The sequence below is a fragment of the Streptomyces sp. JJ36 genome (assembly GCF_021696945.1).
Taxonomy (GTDB): Bacteria; Actinomycetota; Actinomycetes; order Streptomycetales; family Streptomycetaceae; genus Streptomyces.
This window is the reverse complement of sequence record NZ_JACYHE010000071.1, coordinates 1-18,563: the sequence shown is the minus strand read 5'-3', so window position 1 is coordinate 18,563 and position 18,563 is coordinate 1. Positions and strand designations below refer to the sequence as shown.

The 18,563-nt window shown below is 73.2% G+C and carries 19 protein-coding genes and 1 tRNA gene; 12 read left to right on the top strand and 8 right to left on the bottom strand.

Annotated elements, in window-relative coordinates; genetic code table 11:
• The first annotated feature begins 9 nt into the window (after positions 1-9).
• From HOY81_RS21885 to HOY81_RS21845, 9 genes are all read left to right on the top strand, one after another.
• Positions 10-261 carry a hypothetical protein gene (locus tag HOY81_RS21885; protein ID WP_237322208.1) on the top strand — a complete coding sequence of 84 codons (252 nt, stop codon included), beginning with the start codon at positions 10-12 and terminating at the stop codon, positions 259-261.
• A gap of 31 nt (positions 262-292) precedes the next feature.
• On the top strand, positions 293-481 hold the full coding sequence (locus HOY81_RS21880) for a hypothetical protein (protein ID WP_237322207.1): 189 nt from the start codon (positions 293-295) through the stop codon (positions 479-481).
• A 7-nt stretch (positions 482-488) separates the two neighbouring features.
• Positions 489-692: a hypothetical protein gene (locus HOY81_RS21875; protein WP_237322206.1), complete on the top strand. Its 204-nt coding sequence runs from the start codon at positions 489-491 to the stop codon at positions 690-692.
• Positions 682-933 carry a hypothetical protein gene (locus HOY81_RS21870; RefSeq protein ID WP_237322205.1) on the top strand — a complete coding sequence of 84 codons (252 nt, stop codon included), beginning with the start codon at positions 682-684 and terminating at the stop codon, positions 931-933. Before HOY81_RS21875 ends, HOY81_RS21870 begins: the two co-directional genes overlap by 11 nt.
• A gap of 91 nt (positions 934-1,024) precedes the next feature.
• Positions 1,025-1,909 carry a bifunctional DNA primase/polymerase gene (locus HOY81_RS21865; RefSeq protein ID WP_237322204.1) on the top strand — a complete coding sequence of 295 codons (885 nt, stop codon included), beginning with the start codon at positions 1,025-1,027 and terminating at the stop codon, positions 1,907-1,909.
• Positions 1,906-2,940, top strand: coding sequence for an AAA family ATPase (locus HOY81_RS21860; RefSeq protein ID WP_237322203.1), 1,035 nt, complete (start codon positions 1,906-1,908; stop codon positions 2,938-2,940). Before HOY81_RS21865 ends, HOY81_RS21860 begins: the two co-directional genes overlap by 4 nt.
• Before the next feature lie 110 nt (positions 2,941-3,050).
• On the top strand, positions 3,051-3,281 hold the full coding sequence (locus HOY81_RS21855) for an excisionase family DNA-binding protein (protein WP_237322202.1): 231 nt from the start codon (positions 3,051-3,053) through the stop codon (positions 3,279-3,281).
• A gap of 9 nt (positions 3,282-3,290) precedes the next feature.
• Positions 3,291-4,556 carry a site-specific integrase gene (locus HOY81_RS21850; protein ID WP_237322201.1) on the top strand — a complete coding sequence of 422 codons (1,266 nt, stop codon included), beginning with the start codon at positions 3,291-3,293 and terminating at the stop codon, positions 4,554-4,556.
• Between the two features lie 644 nt (positions 4,557-5,200).
• Positions 5,201-6,304, top strand: coding sequence for a helix-turn-helix domain-containing protein (locus HOY81_RS21845; protein WP_308341156.1), 1,104 nt, complete (start codon positions 5,201-5,203; stop codon positions 6,302-6,304).
• A gap of 118 nt (positions 6,305-6,422) precedes the next feature.
• On the opposite strand, the gene HOY81_RS21840 is transcribed toward HOY81_RS21845, so the two are convergent.
• From HOY81_RS21840 to HOY81_RS21830, 3 genes are all read right to left on the bottom strand, one after another.
• A tRNA-Ser gene (locus tag HOY81_RS21840) sits at positions 6,423-6,507 on the bottom strand.
• Positions 6,508-6,517: 10 nt separating this feature from the next.
• Positions 6,518-7,015, bottom strand: coding sequence for a tRNA adenosine(34) deaminase TadA (gene tadA / locus HOY81_RS21835; RefSeq protein ID WP_237322223.1), 498 nt, complete (start codon positions 7,013-7,015; stop codon positions 6,518-6,520).
• 144 nt (positions 7,016-7,159) lie between these two features.
• Positions 7,160-7,708, bottom strand: a complete 549-nt coding sequence (locus HOY81_RS21830) for a hypothetical protein (RefSeq protein WP_237322199.1) — start codon at positions 7,706-7,708, stop codon at positions 7,160-7,162.
• Positions 7,709-8,417: 709 nt separating this feature from the next.
• Here HOY81_RS21830 and upp point away from each other — a divergent pair.
• Positions 8,418-9,053, top strand: a complete 636-nt coding sequence (gene upp / locus HOY81_RS21825) for a uracil phosphoribosyltransferase (protein ID WP_237322198.1) — start codon at positions 8,418-8,420, stop codon at positions 9,051-9,053.
• A 235-nt stretch (positions 9,054-9,288) separates the two neighbouring features.
• On the opposite strand, the gene HOY81_RS21820 is transcribed toward upp, so the two are convergent.
• The 3 genes from HOY81_RS21820 to HOY81_RS21810 form a co-directional block, all read right to left on the bottom strand.
• Positions 9,289-9,972, bottom strand: a complete 684-nt coding sequence (locus tag HOY81_RS21820; protein ID WP_237322197.1) for a LytR C-terminal domain-containing protein — start codon at positions 9,970-9,972, stop codon at positions 9,289-9,291.
• A 349-nt stretch (positions 9,973-10,321) separates the two neighbouring features.
• The gene (locus tag HOY81_RS21815; protein WP_237322196.1) at positions 10,322-10,618 is read right to left on the bottom strand and encodes a type II toxin-antitoxin system VapB family antitoxin; all 297 of its coding nucleotides are present in this window, start codon (positions 10,616-10,618) and stop codon (positions 10,322-10,324) included.
• A 196-nt stretch (positions 10,619-10,814) separates the two neighbouring features.
• Entirely contained in the window at positions 10,815-12,350 is a 1,536-nt protein-coding gene (locus tag HOY81_RS21810) for a M28 family metallopeptidase (protein WP_237322195.1), read from the bottom strand.
• A gap of 377 nt (positions 12,351-12,727) precedes the next feature.
• Between HOY81_RS21810 and HOY81_RS21805 the strand changes: the two genes are divergently transcribed.
• Positions 12,728-13,249 carry a hypothetical protein gene (locus HOY81_RS21805; RefSeq protein ID WP_237322194.1) on the top strand — a complete coding sequence of 174 codons (522 nt, stop codon included), beginning with the start codon at positions 12,728-12,730 and terminating at the stop codon, positions 13,247-13,249.
• A 489-nt stretch (positions 13,250-13,738) separates the two neighbouring features.
• Here the strand turns inward: HOY81_RS21805 and HOY81_RS21800 are convergent, their stop codons facing one another.
• Positions 13,739-14,323, bottom strand: a complete 585-nt coding sequence (locus HOY81_RS21800) for an HhH-GPD-type base excision DNA repair protein (RefSeq protein WP_237322193.1) — start codon at positions 14,321-14,323, stop codon at positions 13,739-13,741.
• 292 nt (positions 14,324-14,615) lie between these two features.
• Positions 14,616-15,917 carry an alpha/beta fold hydrolase gene (locus HOY81_RS21795; RefSeq protein ID WP_237322192.1) on the bottom strand — a complete coding sequence of 434 codons (1,302 nt, stop codon included), beginning with the start codon at positions 15,915-15,917 and terminating at the stop codon, positions 14,616-14,618.
• Between the two features lie 305 nt (positions 15,918-16,222).
• On the opposite strand from HOY81_RS21795, the gene HOY81_RS21790 reads away from it, so the two are divergent.
• On the top strand, positions 16,223-18,563 hold a 2,341-nt coding region (locus HOY81_RS21790), incomplete at its 3' end, for a terpene synthase family protein (protein WP_237322191.1).

Sequence of the window (18,563 nt, the reverse complement as noted above, 5' to 3'; positions counted from 1 at the left end):
GGCACCTTCATGACCCCTGTCCTGGCCGCTATAGCGGTTCTCCTCTTCGTCACGTTCGGTTACGCCAGTGTGTGTGCAGCATCGCCGTTCGGCGCCTGCCGCCGCTGCAACGGACTCGGCTTCGCGCTGGAGACCGACCGGCGCGGCCGGCCCAAGCGCGGCAAGACCTGCCGCCGCTGCAAAGGCCGCGGGAAGCGCATCCGCGCCGGCCGCTGGCTCTACAACCGCGCCGCCCGCCTCCACCGCAACGGCACCGCCTGACACCCGCACTCACCGGAAGGAGGCCACTGCCGTGGCCGTGACCGTCTCTCTCGCGTTCCTCTTCGCCGTCGTCCTCGCCCTGCTGCTGAAGTTCCGCGCCGTCGACCCCGGGTCGGCGTTCGTCGCGACGGGCTTCGGGTTCTTCCTCGCCTCCACCGGCGCGGCCGGGCCCATCAACCAGATCACCGCCGACCTGATCGCCGCCGTCAGCAACCTGTGAGGCACACATGACCGACCACATCACACTGATGGCCGCCGGCGAACTCCGCGAAGCCCTCGCCGCGCTCAGGCGCGGCGACCGGGGCGCCGCTGTCGCCGGGCTGATGGCCATCGACCCGCAGTCCTGGCACGCCATCGAGAAACGGCTTTCCTCTCTCGGTGGCAGCCTGCCCGAACTCCTGACACTCGTCCGGAGCAACCATGAACGCTGAGCTGATCGCCCTGTCTGCACTCGCCGCGCCAGCCGCGATCCTCGGACCCGTCTGCCTGGCCGGCCACCTGTGGGCCAGCCGCCAGGATGCCGCGGCGGCCGCCGCCTTCCGCTCGGCCCCGGCAGAGCAGCCCCCGCCGGGCGGCCCTGGCGAGCCGCTGCCCGCACCGGAAGCCCTCGCAGAGGTGATCGCCCTGCCGGTGGCCGGTCCCGGCGACACCGAACAGGCGCAGAGCGCCTAGCTACGCCCGGCGGCGACGGCCCTCCCTGCCAGGAATGCCCGTCGCCGCCGGTCTCCCTGCCCGTCTCTCGACAGAACAGGAGGCATACAGGATGCCCCATCCCACCCCCTCAGCGCTGTACCGTGCGGCACTGGCCGCCGCAGAACGCGGCTGGCACGTCTTCCCCCTCGCCCCCGGCGGCAAGCGCCCAGCCGTCAAGGCGTGGGAGCAGCGCGCGACCACCGACCCCGACCGCATCGCCCGCTGCTGGGCTGTCGGGGACCACAACGTCGGCATCGCTACCGGTCCGAGCGCCTTGGTCGTGGTCGACCTGGACACCCCCAAGCCCGGTGAAGCCGCGCCGGCCGAATGGCGCCTGCCGGGCATCACAGCCGGAGCTGACGTGCTCGCCGCGCTCGCGGAGCGGCACGGCCAGCCCTATCCGCACGACACCTACACCGTCCGCACCGCCGGCGGTGGCGCGCACCTGTACTTCACCGCCCCGGCCGGGACGGATCTGCGTAACACCGCCGGGCGGCTCGGTTGGAAGATCGACACCCGCGCGGGCGGCGGCTATGTCGTTGCCGCCGGAAGCCGTGTCGCGGACGGCCGTACGTACACCGTGGTGCACGACGCCCCGCCCGCGCCGCTGCCCGCATGGCTTGGTGAGCTGCTGGCCCCGGCGCCGCTGCCGCCGCAGCAGCCGATCACCGTGCCCCTCGCTGCCAGCGACCGCCGCACCCGGTACGTGCGCGCCGCCGTCCGGGCCGAGCTGGAGCGCGTCACCCGCGCCCGCGAAGGGCAGCGCAACACGGCCCTGTACCGGGCCTCCGTCGCGCTCGGCCAGCTCGTCGCCGGACGCGCCCTGGGCAGCGAGGTGGCCGACTGGCTCACGGCCGCCGCCGTACAGGGCGGCCAGAACGAGCGGGAAGTCCGTCGCACCATCGCCTCCGGCATGCGGGCCGGCGCCCGCCGTCCCCGGGAGGTGGCCGCGTGAACGCGCCCGACCCGCTCAGCCCGCAACACCTGTACGCAGTAGGCGACAAGCCCGCCCCAGCGCCCGCGGACCACGGCTCCCGGGAGCGGACGCGAACGGCGTGGACGGCCGCCGAACTCATGGCCACCGACTTCCCTGAACCCCGCTGGGCGGTCCCCGGCGTGCTCTCCGAGGGCGTCAACCTGCTGTGCGGCCCGCCGAAGGTCGGCAAGTCCTGGATGAGCCTCGGACTGGCGCTGTCGGTGGCCGCCGGCAGCCGGGCCCTGGACTCCGTACCGGTCGAGGGCGGCCCGGTGCTCTACCTCGCGTTGGAGGACACCCCGCGCCGCCTTCAGCACCGCATGGGCAAGATCCTCGGCGGCCAGAGCGCTCCGCCCGCGCTCACCTTGGCCACGCAGTGCCCACCGCTACCGCAGGGTGGCAACGAGGCCATCGCCCAGTGGATCGAGCGGAACCCGGGCGCCCGCATGGTCGTCATCGACGTGTTCGCCAAGATGCGCGGCCCCTCCGCCCCGGGTGCCTCTGCCTACGACGCGGACTACGCCGCGGTCGGGCACGCGAAGCGGATCGCGGATCACTACGGCATCGCCGTGGTGCTCGTGCACCACGTGCGCAAAGCGGGCTCGGACGACTTCCTGTCCGAGGTCTCGGGCACCAACGGACTCGCCGGCGCCGCGGACGCCACGCTCGTTCTGAAGCGCTCCCGCGGAAAGGCCGACGGCGTCCTGCATGTCACCGGCCGCGATGTGGACGAAGCCGAATACGCGCTCCAGTTCCACTCCGCAGCCGGCGCCTGGCAACTCCTCGACGGTCCGGCCACCGATCACACCGTGGGAGACACCCGCGCTGCCATCCTTCGCCATGTCCGGGCCAACCCCGGCGCGCGGCCCAAGGACATCGCCGCCGCGACCGGGCTGGAGCCCGGGCTCGTGCGGCAGACCTGCTCACGTATGGCCAGTGACGTGCAGCTGATCCGAAACGGCGGCGGCTATGTGATCCCCGGTGAGCGCGACACCGAGGGGGAGGCATGAGCTGTCACACCTGTCACTCCCTCGCAGCACAAGCGCTGACCTGCACGAGCGGGTGTGACACCCGCCGCCGTGCCCTGTCACGGCCGACGTATCCCGGCGAAAGGAGCGATGTGAACCAGCCCGGAGCAGACACCGCCGTCGACCCCACGCTGGCCCTTCTCACGGTGGAAGAGGCAGCCCGCCGTCTCGGTATCGGCCGGACGTACTGCTTCCGGCTCATCGGCTCCGGAGAACTCGAATCCGTGATGGTCGGGCGGCTCCGGAGGGTCCCCGCCGAAGCCATCACGGAGTACGTCGCCCGGCTCCGGGCGGCCCAGCGCGCGACCGTTCAGGCTGCCTGAGAGGAACCCATGGGAGAAGAGAAGAAGCGCACCCGCCAGCCGAACGGCCGTTCCTCGATCTACTACGGCAAGGACGGGAAATGGCACGGGCGGGTGACGGTCGGAGCCCGGGACGACGGCAAGCCCGACCGGCGCCATGTCCAGCGAAAGACCCGTGCAGAGGTCACGGCCGCGGTACGGGAGCTGGAGAAGCAGCGGGACGCCAAGGCAGTGCGGAAGCCGGGGCGGCCCTGGACGGTCGCGCGCTGGCTTACCCACTGGATCGAGAACATCGCGCCCCTCGCCGTCAACGAGAACACGATGGTGGGCTATGGAGTAGCTGTGCGAAAGCACCTGATTCCCGGCCTCGGGGCACATCGATTGGACCGGCTCACGCCGGAGCACATCGAGCGCTTCTACGCCAAGATGCAGGCGGACGGAAGCAAGCCCGCCACCGCTCACCAGGTGCACCGCACCTTCCGCACGGCGCTGAACGAGGCCGTGCGTCGCGGTCATCTCGGGCGAAACCCGGTGCGACTCGCCAAGGCGCCGCGCGTCTCGGAAGAAGAGATCGAACCCTACACGGTGGAGGAGGTACGCCGGATTCTGCGCGCTGCGCAGAAGCGCCGGAACGCTGCCCGCTGGGCCGTGGCCCTGGCTCTGGGGCTGCGGCAGGGCGAAGCTCTCGGGCTGAAGTGGCCGGACGTGGATCTCGACAACGGCGTGTTGTGGGTGCGCCGCAGCCGCCGCCGGCCGCAGTACGCACACGGCTGCGGGGACACGTGCGGGCGGAAGGCGGGTTACTGCCCCCAGCGGCGCCGCACCAACCCGGAGACGGCCGACACGAAGTCTCGCGCGGGCAGGCGCGCCGTGGGGCTGCCTCCTCAGCTCGCGGACCTTCTGAGAGCCCACAGGACAGCCCAGGAGGCCGAGCGCCGGGAGGCGGGGGAGCGCTGGCACGACGAGGGCTGGGTGTTCGCTACGACCATCGGGCGGGGCACGTCTCCGCGGGTCGACTACGACGAGTGGAAGGAGCTGCTGCGGGACGCTGGGGTCCGTGACGGTCGCCTCCACGACGCTCGCCACACCGCCGCGACGGTGCTGCTCATCCTCGGCGTGCCGGAGCGGGCCGTCATGGGCCTCATGGGGTGGTCGTCCACCTCCATGGCGGCGCGGTACCAGCACATGGTCGACACCGTGCGCAGTGGCATCGCGGAACAGGTAGACGGGCTGATCTGGGACCCGAGCGCCACGGGATCGCGTGACGATCAGGATGTCCGGCGATCGACGGATTGAGGAACTGCGCGGGGAGAACAACGGGTTCTCCCCCGCGCAACTCCTTTGCCTGCAATCACTCGATCGGGTGGTTGTTCATGAGGAGTTGCCCTGATTCTCGGGGCCGGGAGCGCATGTCCTCTTCACTCGGACGGCAGACGGGCCTTCGCTTCTCGTGACGACCGGTAAGCTTCCCCCTATCACCTTCCGTCAACGTGCCCGTTCGGTCGGTTACCGCGGTGTCGATCGACCCGGGAGGGAGGTGATGAGAGTGGAATCCCCGCAGCAAGACGGGAAACCGCGGTTCCGCAAGGTCGTGACGCGGGTTCTGTGCTGGCTGGCACTCAAGGGCGCATGGCTCTGGGTACGCCGCCACTTCGAGGACTTGCTTTGAGCGGCCACGGGTCTCCTGAGCCCTCAGGAGACCCGTGTGGGAGCCGTGACTCCACTCACCCCTGTGCCCTCTCCACTTGCAACCTGGCGGGGGCACAGGGACCGTCCCTCGGCCCGCGTTCAGCGCCCGAGGGTGTCTTCAAGGTTGCGTACGTCGGCGGTCATGGCTACTTGCGAGGACACCCGATTACTCAAATCCGCAGCTTACCGGCGAGGGCAGTGCTTGGCACTATCACCCGGCACCGCAGGGATGCGGAACTCTAAACTGCACCGTGACGCTAGGAGGGGCAGTGGCACGGGGACAAGCCGACTTCGATGGCGACACCTTAAGGCGGCTGCGAACGCAGGGGAGTCCATGCGGCCTGGTTCCGCCCATGTCCGCAGCGGCCCTGGGGGCGGCGGTGGGAGCCACCAAGGCCGAGATCCTCGCCTACGAGAGTGGCCAGCGGAGCCCTGAGGTCCCTCGACTTGTGCGCTTGGCGCAGGCGCTGCACGTGCAGCCAGCTGACCTTCTGTGCCCCGACCGCTGGCCATACTGGACGCTTGCGGACATCAGGCGTGCCAACGGGCTGCGGTCCATAGAGGTGGGGAGACACATTCGCGCCTCGCACAAGGTGTATCGACGCTTCGAGGTCCATGGCTTGGTGCCTCACCGCAGGCCACGACTGCTGGAGGAGGTGGCCGAGCTCTTTCACGTTTCGCGCTTCCGGATGCACATCTGCTTGGACGCGACCCCGGCAGTTCGTGACCGGGTGGTCGAGGTCTCTGCCCTGACTCAGGACCTCTTTCGAGAGAAGGTCTCAACGGCCGGCACCTGGGTGCGGCCCGGGGTGGACGTGCCTGAGGTCCGGCGCATCGCGGCTCTCTACGCACGGTCGCCCACGACTGTCAGCAGAATCCTCGGTAGGGAACTCTTTCAGCTCCGGCGAGGAGTCGCGTTGGTCGCTCGTGAGCGAGCCACGGCTTGGTATGACCCGGAACCGGAGCGGCAAAGTGCCGCCGAGAGTCGAGCTCGGCGACATCACCAGACGCTGATGGACCAGGTCGAAGGTGTCTCGACGCGCATCGAACGCTTCTTTCGCCAGTCGCTGCCGGGGGACGCATGGCAGTCGCTCATGCGGCTTCTCAAGTACGGCACGCGGGAGTGGGTCTCGGTGGACAAGCTGGGATCAGCAGCGGCACTGGAGCTCCTGCCGCGGGCCTTTGCTGAGTCGCGGCTCAGCGAGGAGGGCGTTTCGTGGCGGGCCACCCGAGGCGGTTTCGAACACGCACGTACGTTCGGCGCCTGGTATGCGCAGCTATACCCCACCGTCCGCGTACCCACGTCGGCGCGGCATGGTCGATACCACGCGGTTCCTGAGCGCCCAGCGCACTGAGAGCCCTTGACGCTCGCTGGGTGGCGGACGCGGCACAAGTGAGACGGGAACCGAGACGCGAGACCACGAAGGGCGGGCCCGCCAGGGCCCGCCCTTCGTGTTTGTGCTGTTCACACAGCGGTAGCGGTGGGATTTGAACCCACGGAGGGTTGCCCCTCACTCGCTTTCGAGGCGAGCTCCTTCGGCCGCTCGGACACGCTACCGGGAGAGAGCCTAGCCCATCGGGCCCCGCGTGCCGAAATCGGTATCGGTGGCCGCGGCCGGGCCGCCGGCCGGGTCCTCCGGGCGGGCGCGGAAGAAGTCCGTCAGCAGGGCGCCGCATTCCGGCGCGAGCACGCCGGCGATCACCTCCGGCCGGTGGTTCAGCCGCCGGTCGCGGACCAGGTCCCAGAGGGAGCCCGCGGCGCCCGCCTTCGGGTCGAGGGCGCCGTAGACGACCCGTTCCAGCCGGGAGAGCACGACGGCGCCCGCGCACATGGTGCACGGTTCCAGCGTGACGAGCAGCGTGCAGCCGCGCAGCCGCCAGCCGCCGACGGCGTGCGCGGCCTCGCGGATGGCGACCACCTCGGCGTGTGCCGTCGGGTCGCCGGTCGCCTCCCGCTCGTTGCGCCCGCGGCCGAGGAGTGCGCCGTCGGGGCCCAGCACCACCGCGCCGACCGGCACGTCGCCGGTCTCCGGCGCGCGTACGGCCTCGGCGAGGGCGAGCCGCATCGGCTCCCGCCAGGGTGCGCGCACCGGGTCGGCGTCCCGGCCCGGCTCCGCCGGACGCGGACCGGTGCCGGGGGTGTGGGGGGTGCCGGGCGGCTGTGCTGGCTCCATGTCCGCAGTTGTACCGGACGGGACGCCCGGGACGCCTTACCGCACGGCCTCCAGGACGTCCGTGCAGCCCAGCGCGTCCGCGATCTCGCTCAGGGCGTCCTCCGGGGTGAGCGCCAGCACGGCCTTGTCCTCCATGCCCAGGTCGGCGAGGAGGTCCGGGTCGCCGATCGGCCCCGGCGGCACCGTCAGCTCCCCGACGGCGGGGTCCGGATCCCCGGCACCCTCGCCGTCGCCGGAGCCGGGCTCGCCGTCCTCCGTGCCGTCCAGGTCGACGAGCTGGTCGAGGGCGGCCGGGTCCTCCGGCTCACGGCCGAGCAGCTCGTCCGAGATCAGGATCTCGCCGTACGAACTGCGCATGGCGGCCGCGGCATCCGAGACGAAGACGCGCGGGTCGTCCTCGCCGTCCACGCGGACGACGCCGAACCAGGCGCCGTCCTGCTCGATGCAGAGCAGGACCGTCTCCTCGTCCTCCGCGGCCTGACGGGCCAGGTCGGCGAGGTCGGTGAGGGTCTCCACATCGTCGAGCTCTGTGTCGCTCGCTTCCCACCCTTCTTCGGTGCGCGCGAGCAGTGCGGCGAAATACACCGTGACTCTCCCACTGGTATCCGTGTGCCCGAATCCTGACGAGGACCTCGCCCCCGCCACTCGAATCGTGGCAGAAACGTCGGCTTCGCGAAGCGTCTTCGGTCGTGCGTCGGGCAGGTGTTTGGCCGGAAGACACCCCCGTTGTGTCCCCGTCACCAGCGAAACGTCCGCATTCGCATGGCTTGGCGCATTCGTGCCACCCGGGCGCGCCGCGGCTGCACCCGGTCCCGTAGCTCCTTGGCCTCGTGCAGTTCGCGCAGGAAGCGGGCCCGGCGGCGGAGGCGGTCGCGGTCGGGGTCGCCCGGTACGCCGGTCTCCCCGGGTGCCCCCGGGGAGACCGCGGTGCCGGGGGGGCGTGGCGGTGCCGGCGCGCTTCCCCGAGCCGGGCCGGTCCGTGCCGGAGGTGCGGCGGTCCGGGCGGGAGCCGGAGGAGTCCGTACCGGTCTTCGAGGCGCGCCGCCCGGTGCCGGCCTCCGCCTTCCCGGCGGGCCCGGCCGGGCCCTCGCGGCCGGCGCCGTCCGGGGACCTGCCGGAGTCGCGCGCCCCGGCGCGCTCCCGGCCGCCCCGGGCACCGGCAGCGGCTCTCCTCGATTCGGGCATGTGTGCACACCTCCGGCCTCTCAGCCCACTCTCCCCCCACGACCGGCGAATACGCCACCGCGGGGGCGCCCGTTACCCCCTCGTTGCGGTGTCCATTACTGTCGACGGCATGCGGATCCACGTCGTCGACCACCCGCTGGTGGCGCACAAACTCACCACCCTGCGCGACGAGCGCACCGACTCACCGACCTTCCGGCGGCTGGCCGACGAGCTGGTGACCCTGCTCGCGTACGAGGCCACCCGGGACGTACGCACCGAGCCGTGCGAGCTCACCACGCCGGTGACCACCACGACCGGCGTGCGGCTCTCGCACCCGCGGCCGCTGGTGGTGCCGATCCTGCGGGCCGGGCTGGGGATGCTGGAGGGGATGGTGCGGCTGCTGCCGACGGCCGAGGTGGGCTTCCTCGGCATGATCCGCGACGAGGACACCCTGCAGCCCTCGACCTACGCCACCCGGATGCCGGACGACCTCTCCGGCCGGCAGGTCTATGTGCTGGACCCGATGCTCGCCACCGGCGGCACGCTCGTCGCCGCGATCCAGGAGCTGATCAAGCGGGGCGCGGACGACGTGACGGCGATCTGCCTGCTGGCCGCGCCGGAGGGCGTTGCGGTGATGGAGCGGGAGCTGGCCGGCACGCCCGTGACCGTGGTGACCTCCGGGCTCGACGAACGCCTGAACGAGCACGGGTACATCGTGCCGGGGCTCGGCGACGCGGGCGACCGCATGTACGGCACCGCCGGCTGAGCGGACCCGGACCCGGACCCTGCCCCGCGCCCGGGCGGAGCGGGCGCTGACGGGGCTGCGTCTCCCCGGGCGCCGGTGACCGGTTCCGGTGGCCGGTTCCGGTGACGGCTTTCACGGTCGGTCAGGTGACCGGTTCCGGCGGTCCGCTCCGGGGCGCCCCGTCCCGGTGACCGCTCCCGGCGGCCGGCGCACCGCTTCCTGTCGGCCCCCGGAGGCACGTCCCGGCCGGGGCGTCTCAGCAGCTCGGCGAGGGCTTCGGGGAGGGGGAGGCCAGCGCGGCCATGGCGCGCTGGGCGGTCCGCTCCGCGGCGAGCCCGTCGAAGGCGTCGCCGAGCACCAGGTCGACGTCCGTGCCCTTGCGGTCGTCGTAGCGGGTCTCGGCGCCCTCCACCTGGGTGCCCAGGACCTTCAGGCGCGCGATCGTCTCGGCGCCGGTGGCGCCCATGAGCAGCGCGCTCACCTTGACCTTCTTGTCGAGCGAGGCGGGCGCGTTGGCCACCTCGCCGACGGTGAAGCCGCGCTTCTTCAGTGCCTTCGCGGTCCGGGCGGCCAGCCCGGAGCGCGGAGTGGCGTTGAGCACGTTCACCGTGATCTTCCCGGGCCGGGGCAACGCCGAGGCGGAGGCCGCCGGTTCGGCGGAGCCGTCGGCCTGTGCGGCCGTCGCGCCGTGCTCCCCCCGCGCGTCGCCGCTCGTACGGCACGTGTCGTCCGGGTCGGCGGCGCGTGCGGTGCCGGCGCCTTCCCCGGTGAAGACGTCCACGAGCTGCAGCGTCCCCCAGCCGATCAGGCCGAGCGCCAGCGCCGCCGCCATGGACGCGGACACGATCCTGCCGCGGCGCCTCGGACGGCGCATGCGCGGGTAGCGGTCACCCTTGATCCGGTACTGGCCGCCCATGCCGGGGGGAGTGAGCATGCTCATGTGCGCAGGGTAGTGCGCGGGGCGTGCGCTGCCTACTAGATGATCTATCACGAGTCGTAGAACTCGGCCGCTCGGCACGGAGCAGCGCCCGTACGGGCCGGTAGCGCGCGGGGTACGCGAGGAGGATGTCGTCCGTCCGTCGCCCGCCCGGCCGACGGCCGTTCGGGACGCGGCGGTTCACGGCGGCTTCACGACGGGTGCGCGGCGGATGCACGACGGGAGCGGGTGTGCTGCCGCGGTGGGACCGTGCGGCCTGCCCGTGCGGGGCCCTGGGTGTGGCGCGCGGCGTACGGGCACGCAGGCCGTACCGGCGCGCGACGTACGGGCCGTACGGGCGCGCGGCCCGCGCTCAGTCCAGTTCGAGGACGCGGGCGTGCAGCACCTGCCGCTGCTGCAGCGCGGCGCGGACCGCGCGGTGCAGGCCGTCCTCCAGATAGAGGTCGCCCTGCCACTTCACGACGTGGGCGAAGAGGTCGCCGTAGAAGGTGGAGTCCTCGGCGAGCAGGGTCTCCAGATCGAGCTGGCCCTTGGTCGTCACGAGCTGGTCCAGGCGAACCGGGCGCGGCGCGACGTCCGCCCACTGGCGGGTGTTCTCCCGGCCGTGGTCGGGGTACGGCCGGCCGTTTCCGATGCGCTTGAAGATCACACGGAAAGCCTACCGGGCGAGCGCTGCCGGGCGCAGCCTCGGCACGGACGTACGGAGCGGCGCGGGCGGTGAGCCGCCCGCGCCGCGCGTGCATCGTCACCACGCTCCGGGCACCCCGCAGCGCCGTGTCCCGGCGGGTGCCCGGTCGTGTCCGCAGGAGGCGCGGCACCGGCCCGGGGGCCGGTGCCGCGGTCGCTCAGCGGTCGGCGTGGTGGTCGTGCAGACCGCCGCCGCTGCCCGCGGTGCTCTCGGTGGGCGTGGCGGGCACCTCCTGCGCGAGGCTGCCGGTGTCCCAGGCGTACCGGCCGACGGCGTCGGCGATGACGTCCACGTTGATGTCCAGCGCCTCCCGGTTCACGTTGCCGAGGTCGTCGCAGGCCACGTGGTAGCACTTGTCGTACGCGACGCCCGCCTCGCCGCCCCAGAGGGCGGCCTCCTCCACGGACTTGAGGCCCTCGGCGCCGGTGAAGGTGCCGCCGGAGGGGATGCCGACCTCGATGAACGGCCCGTAGTCCGAGCGGCCGGTGAAGTCGGTGCCGCGGGGCTCGTGGCCCTGGTCGCGCAGGAAGCTGTTGATGCCGTGCTCGATCTGCGCGGAGCCCTCCGGGCCCGGGCCGGCGCCGATGCCGTCGGAGTCGTCGCCGTCGTAGACGAAGAGCCCGTAGTTGGGCGAGGCGATCATGTCGAAGTTGAGGTAGAGGGCGATGTCCTCGCGCTCCGCCTCGGGCAGTTCGGCGACGTAGTGCTCGGAGCCGATGAGGCCCAGCTCCTCGGCGGACCAGAGGGCGAACCGCACCTTGTTCTGGTGGTGCCCGCGGCGGTCGGTGCGGGCGAGCTGGAGCGCGGTCTCCAGCAGGCCGGCGGAGCCGGAGGCGTTGTCGTTGATGCCGGGGCCCTCGGAGACGGAGTCCAGGTGGGCGCCGAGCATCACGACGTTGTCCGGGTCGCCGCCGCGGGTCTCCGCGAGCACGTTGGAGGTGGTGCGCTCCTCCTGGAGCTCCCGGATCTCCAGGTTGACCGTGACCTCGCCCTCGGCCGCCTCGGCGGCCAGCTTCTCGCCGGCCTCCCGGGTGATGCCGCCGGTGGGGACGCGTCCGGCCTCCGGGTCGCCGAGGGTGCCGTTCAGCTCGCCCTCGCCGTTGTTGTAGATGATGGCGCCGACCGCGCCCGCGTCCGCGGCGTTGGCCTGCTTGGCCGCGAAGGTGCAGGCGCCGCGCTTGATGAGGGCGATCTTGCCGGTGTAGTCGCCGTCCGCGAAGTCGGAGGCCTCGCAGCCCGGGCTGTCGTCCGTCGGCGCGACGGCGATCGGGGCCTCGATTCCACCCTCGGGGGTGGACGCCGTGTACGTCATCAGGGCGATCGGCACCTCGCGCTGCTCGGGCGTCAGCACGGTGAGCTTCTCTTCGAGCGTCTCGACGTAGGTGAAGTCGAACTTCTGGTAGGTGACGTCGTAGCCGGCGGCCTTCAGCAGTGTGCCCGCGTACCAGGCGGAGAGCTGGTGGCCGCGGGAGCCGGCGGCGCGGTTGTCCTCGCTGAGGTCCGCGACGGCCTGGAAGACGCGCAGGTGGCGCATGGCGCCGTCGGCGTCGGTGCGCTTGACCAGCTTCCGGGCGAGCTGCTCTCCCTTCTTCGCCGGGTCGGGCTTCGCGGCCGCCGGGGTGGCGGAGGCGGCCAGCAGCAGCGGGGTGGCGAGGGCCGAGGCGGCGAGCGCCGCGACGGTCTTGCGTCTCATACGGGGCGGTAGGTGCACGGTGTGTGTCCTTCCAGCGGGCGACAGGAGCGGACTGTTCGGCGTGGGGGGCTGCATGTCCGTGATGCGGACACGACTGAGAGGAAGGTAGCCATCACGGGGGCTGCTGGGAACGTCTGTGCACGGATCGGAGTGCCGTGTTCCGCTGTGGTGTTCGAGTTGCCGGGGGGTGCGTCCGGGTGTGCCCTGAAATGGGAGCGCGCGGGTAGGAGCACGGCTACCGGGCAACCCGGCAGCCGCGGCGGGCCCGGCGGTCCGGGAGCACGGCCGTCCCGGGCGGGACCGGTCCGCCGGCCGACGAAGGACGCGGGAGCGAGGCCGCGGAGCGCCGGACGCTCCCGGCCGGAGAGGAGCTCTCCATGCAGGCACTGATCACGGCCCAGGCGGGACGGCCCCGGTACCGGCCCCTCACCAGGGCGTCCCTGGCGGTGCCGCTGACCCTCGGCGTGGCCTTCGGCGCGTACGTCTGGTGGCTGGCCCGGGGAACCGGGTACACCGTCGGCGCCACCGTGGCCGGGCTGGTCGGCGGCGCGGTCATGGTGCTGTTGTGCTTCGCCATCGGCCGGGTGCAGCACGCCCTGGCCCGGGGCCCGCGGGCGTCGGCCTACGGGCTGGTGTTCGGGTGCGCCATGGGCTGGCTGTTCGCGCTCAGCGGGCGCGACGTGCTCGCGTCCTCGTTCTTCGGGGCGGCGATGGGCGCGGCCATGTTCGGCGTGGTCTTCTACTACCTCTACACACACCAGCTCGCCGCCCGGATGGAGGAGCGGCGGCCGTGGGAGCTCGCCGAGCCGGAGCCGGCGCAGGCTCCCGGTGACATGCGCCCGGTCGAGGCGGGCGAGCAGCGGCCGCAGCGGGCCGTGACGAGGCAGCCCCGCGGGTGAGGGCGGCTTCGCGGAGCCGCAGGGGCGATGCCGCCCGGGCGGTTCCCAGGGCCGGTGGGTGACGGTCCCCGGCCGGTGCGGGCGGCGGCGCCGCAGGCGGGTGGGCGACGGTCTGCCGGGTGCGGCCGGCGGCCCGCCCGGACGCTGCCCCGGGCCCGGGTCGACGGGGGCCCTTGGGGCCCGGGAGGAGCAGCGGCCGCACCGCCGCCCCACCGGGGCACGAAGCGGGAGCCCTGCCCAGGGGTTCCTCCGGCACGGGGCCCGAGGGCGGGTCCTCACCGCTGGGCGAGGGCGCTCGGCTCCTGGACGCCGACGCCGCGGACGACCTCGCCTCCGAGACGGGCCCGCTCGGGAACGCGTCGGTCCGACCGGACGTCTTGCGAGCCTGCCGGCCACGGGGCCACAGGTGCCGCTCCGGACCGGAGCCGGTGGCCGCTCGGCGCTGCGCCGGGGCCGTCCGGCCGCGAGCCGCCCCGCCGGGCACCGCCTTCAGGAGCCGGCCTCGCGCGCGGCCCGCTTCGCCTCCTGCTTGAACGCCCGCACCCGGTGCAGCGAGTCCGGCCCGGTCACGTCCGCGACGGAGCGGTAGGACCCCTCCTCGCCGTACGCGCCGGCCGCCTCCCGCCAGCCCTCCGGCGTCACGCCGTACCGCTTGCCCAGCAGGGCCACGCAGATCCGGGCCTTCTGGTCCCCGTAGCCCGGCAGGGCCTTCACCCGGCGCAGCAGTTCCGCGCCGCTGCCGGCGTCCTCCCAGAGGGCACGCGCCTCCCCGTCGTAGTGGTCGATCAGGTACCGGCAGAGCGTCTGCACCCGCTTGGCCATCGCGGCGGGGTAGCGGTGCACGGCGGGCTTGCGGGACAGCAGCGCCGCGAACTCCTCGGGGTCGTACGCGGCGATCTCGTACGGGTCGAGGTCGTCGGCGCCGAGCCGCTGCGCGATGGTGTACGGGCCGGCGAAGGCCCACTCCATCGGCACCTGCTGGTCCAGCAGCAGCCCGACCAGGGCTGCCAGGGGGCTGCGCGACAGCAGCGCGTCGGCCTCCGGCTCCTGGGCGAGCCGTACGGTGTGGTCCATGCCCCGATGATGTCCCGCCGCCACGCGCCCCGCACGCCGGCCCCGGCGTGGCGGTCCGGCGCGGCGGCGTGCCCGTGCCCGGCCGCCGTGCGGCGAGGCGGACCGGCGGCTGCGGCGACGCGGCCCGGCACGCATCCCAGGAGAGCCGCGCGCATGCCCGGCGCCCCCCGGGTACGTGCCCCGCGACGCGGCCCGGGACGTGCCCGGCACGCCTGCCCGGCGTACCGCGCTCGCCCCGGCGTGCCGCGCCCCGGCAACCCGCGCCCGGCGTCCCGCACCCCGGCGCCCGCGGCTACAGCTCGCCGCGGGCGAGCCGCAGCAGGCGGTCCAGGATGCGCCGGCCGTCGGCGCGCAGCCCGTCGTGCTCGTACTCGTCGGTGACCCACAGCCGCAGCCCGGCGATGCCACGCGCGGTCTCCAGCGCGTGCGCCGTGTCCACGAACAGGTCGTCGTGGTAGACCGCCGCCGCGGCGGGCACCGTGTTCCGGGCGAGCTGCGCGGTGTCGTAGAGCGGGCCCCAGCCGGTGCGGGCGGCCAGCAGCTCGGCGGTGGACCGCAGTGGGCGCAGCGCGGCGTGCGTCCGCAGCATCCAGGGGTGCACGGACTCGCCCGTGAAGAGCACCGGGGCGTCCGGCTCCGCCAGCGCCTGCACCGGGTCGAAGTCCGGGAACTCCGCGCGTACCCGGTCCGCCGCCCAGTCGGTGGCGCTGCCGTCCTGCGCGTAGATCGCCTCGTGCAGCAGGGCGTAGAGCGGGCCGGCGGCGTGGCTCAGCGCGGCCGCGGCCTGCTCGGCGAAGGCGTCGGCGAGGCGCGGCCCGGCGGGCGTGGTGAGCAGCGCCTCCTGGAGCATGTGGTGCAGCCGGTGGGAGCCGTCGCCGGTGCCCAGCGCCATGCCGAGCTGCTGGAACGCCTCCGGGGTGAGCAGACTGCCGTCCGGCAGCACCTCCTCGTGCTCGGCGAGATGGGCGACGAGCCGGCGGGCCGCCTCCCGGTCCTGCGGGTAACGGGCGTAGTGCGCCAGGCTCTTCCGCCGCATCCGCGGGTAGGCCGCCCGGTAGACGTCCTCCGGCCCGGCGTCCAGCCCGGGCAGCCCGCCGGTGATCAGCACCGCGGCCAGGCCCTCGGGGGCGAGCGACAGGTAGCTGACGGCGCAGAAGCCGCCGAAGCTCTGGCCGAGCACCGTCCACGGCCGGCCGCCGGTGAGCTGCTTCCGCACGAGTTCGCAGTCGCGCACGATGGCGTCCGACCGGAAGTGCGCCAGCCGCGCGGCCTGCTCCTCCGGGGCGCCGTACAGCGGCAGGGTCTGCCGGTTGGCAGGGCTGGACCGGCCGGTGCCGCGCTGGTCGAGCAGCAGCACCCGGTACTCCTCCAGCGCCCGGTCCAGCCAGCCGGTGCGCCCGACGGGCCGCGGCGCGGCGCAGCCCGGCCCGCCCTGCAGGAAGACCAGCCACGGCAGGTCCTCACCGTGCTTCGCGGAGGCCACCACCTCCCGCGCGTAGAGCAGCAGCTGCTCGCCGTCCGGCCGCCGGTGGTCCAGCGGCACGTCGATCCAGTGGTCGGTCAGCACGAGTCCGGGTTGCCGTGCGGTGGCCATGCGCGCGCTCCATGGGGTGTAGGGGGTGAGCGGCCGGGTCCGCAGGGGCGGGTTCCGGCCGCGACCTCACGGTCGCCTACCCGGGAACAGCGCGGGGTGTGGGTGCCGGTTCCGCGGAACGGGTGGAGTGTGCCCCGCATCACAGGAACCGTCCGTCCCACAGCGGACCGGCCGGAGGCGTCGCGGCTCGAACGGGTGTGTTCAAACGCGCTCGTACGGTGGCGGGCCGGGCGGGGTCCACGGGGTGGCCGGAGGGTAGGGCTGAGCCAGCCGCCGCCGATGCTCCGAGGACGAATGGGTGCGCCGTGACACAGCCGTTTTCCCTGCCGGACTTCTATCTCCCCTATCCCGCACGACAGAACCCGCACGTCGACGAGGCGCGGACGCACTCCACCGCCTGGGCGCGCGAGATGGGCATGCTGGAGGGCTCCGGGGTCTGGGACTCGGAGGACCTCGCCGACGACGACTACGCCCTGCTGTGCGCCTGCACGCACCCGGACTGCTCGGCGGAGGCGCTGTCCCTCGTCACCGACTGGTACGTGTGGGTCTTCTTCTTCGACGACCACTTCCTGGAGCTCTACAAGCGCACCGGTGACCGGGAGGGCGGCAAGGAGCACCTGGACCGGCTGGCCGCGTTCATGCCCGCGGACCTCTCCGCGGGCATGCCGGAGCCGCGCAACCCGGTGGAGGCCGGGCTCGCGGACCTGTGGCGGCGCACGGTTCCGTCGATGTCCGCGCACTGGCGGGAGCGGTTCGCGGAGAGCACCCGGAACCTGCTCGACGAGTCGCTCTGGGAGCTGTCCAACATCACCGCGGACCGCGTCTCCAACCCGCTGGAGTACATCGAGATGCGCCGCAAGGTCGGCGGCGCGCCGTGGTCCGCCGGGATCATCGAGTACGCGGCCGGTGCGGAGGTCCCGGCGGCCGTGGCCGGGTCGCGCCCGCTGCGGGTGCTGCTGGACGCCTTCTCGGACGGGGTGCACCTGCGCAACGACCTGTTCTCGTACGAGAAGGAGATCCAGGACGAGGGCGAGCTCAGCAACGGCGTGCTGGTGCTGGAGACCTTCCTCGGCTGCTCCACCCAGGAGGCAGCGGACGCGGTCAACGACCTGATCACCTCCCGGCTCCAGCAGTTCGAGCACACGGCGCTCACCGAGGTGGAGCCGCTGCTCGCGGAGAAGGGCCTGGACGCCGCGGAGCGTGCGGCTGTCTGGGCGTACGTCAAGGGCTTGCAGGACTGGCAGTCCGGCGGGCACGAGTGGCACATGCGGTCGCGGCGCTACGCGCTGGGCACGGACGCGCCGGCGCCGTCGCTCCCGGCACCCGCCCCGTCGTCCGGGCCGTCGCACTTCCCTGGGGTGCCGGGGCTGGGGACCGCGGCGGTGACCATGCTGCCGACGACGACCCGGCGTGCGGAGACGGCCCGCGCCCGCGGCCACGCGCCCGTGCTGCACCAGCAGGTCGGCCCGTCCCGGATTCCCGGGCTGGACATGCCGTACGCCGTCCGGCACAGCCCGCACCTGGACGGTGCGCGGGAGCGGGTCGTGGAGTGGGCGCAGCGGATGGGCCTGCTCGCCCCGCAGCCCGGGGTGCCGCACTCGCACGTGTGGGACGCGGAGCGGCTGCGGGACATCGACCTGCCGCTGTGCGGAGCCGGCATCCACCCCGACGCCACCGCGGAGGAGCTGGACCTGACGTCGGGCTGGCTGGCCTGGGGGACGTACGGCGACGACTACTACCCGGTGGTCTTCGGGCGTACCCGCGACCTGGCGGGCGCCCGGGTGTGCACCGCGCGGCTGGCGGCGTTCATGCCGGTCGAGGAGCCGGCGGCGGCCGCGGCTGCGGTGCCGGTGAACGCCCTGGAACGGTCGCTCGCGGACCTGTGGACGCGGACCGCCGGGCCGATGCCGCTCGCGGGCCGGCGTGCCTTCCGCAAGGCGATCGACGACATGGTGGCCAGTTGGCACTGGGAGCTGGAGAACCAGGCGAAGCACCGCGTCCCGGACCCGGTGGACTACATCGAGATGCGCCGCCACACGTTCGGCTCCGACCTGACGATGAGTCTGTGCCGGCTGGCGCACGGCGACCGCATCCCGCCGGAGGTGTACGGCACCGGGCCGGTGCAGGCGCTGGAGAAGTCCGCGATGGACTGGGCGATGCTGGTCAACGACGTGTTCTCGTACCAGAAGGAGATCGAGTACGAGGGCGAGATCCACAACGGGGTGCTGGTCGCGCAGACCTTCTTCGACTGCGACTACGCCGCCGGGCTGGCCATGATCGGCGACCTGATCAACGGCCGGATGCGGCAGTTCGGGCACCTGGTCGCCCACGAACTGCCCGTGGTCTGCGCGGACCTGAAGCTGTCCGCGGAGGCCCGGGCCGGGCTGGACGGCTATGTCCGCGACCTGGAGCACTGGATGTCCGGCATCCTGGCCTGGCACGAGGGCTGCCGCCGCTACCGCGAGGACGACTTGCGCCGGCACGCACTGCCCCCGGCCCCGCCCGCCCCGGACACCGGCACGCTGTCGCCCACCGGGCTGGGCACCTCCGCGGTGCGCGCCGCCGGGCTCCGCGGAGGGGTCCACGTCCTGCGGCTCCGCTTCGGAAATCTGCTTGACCAGCTCGGGCCGCCGCTGGCGGGCGACG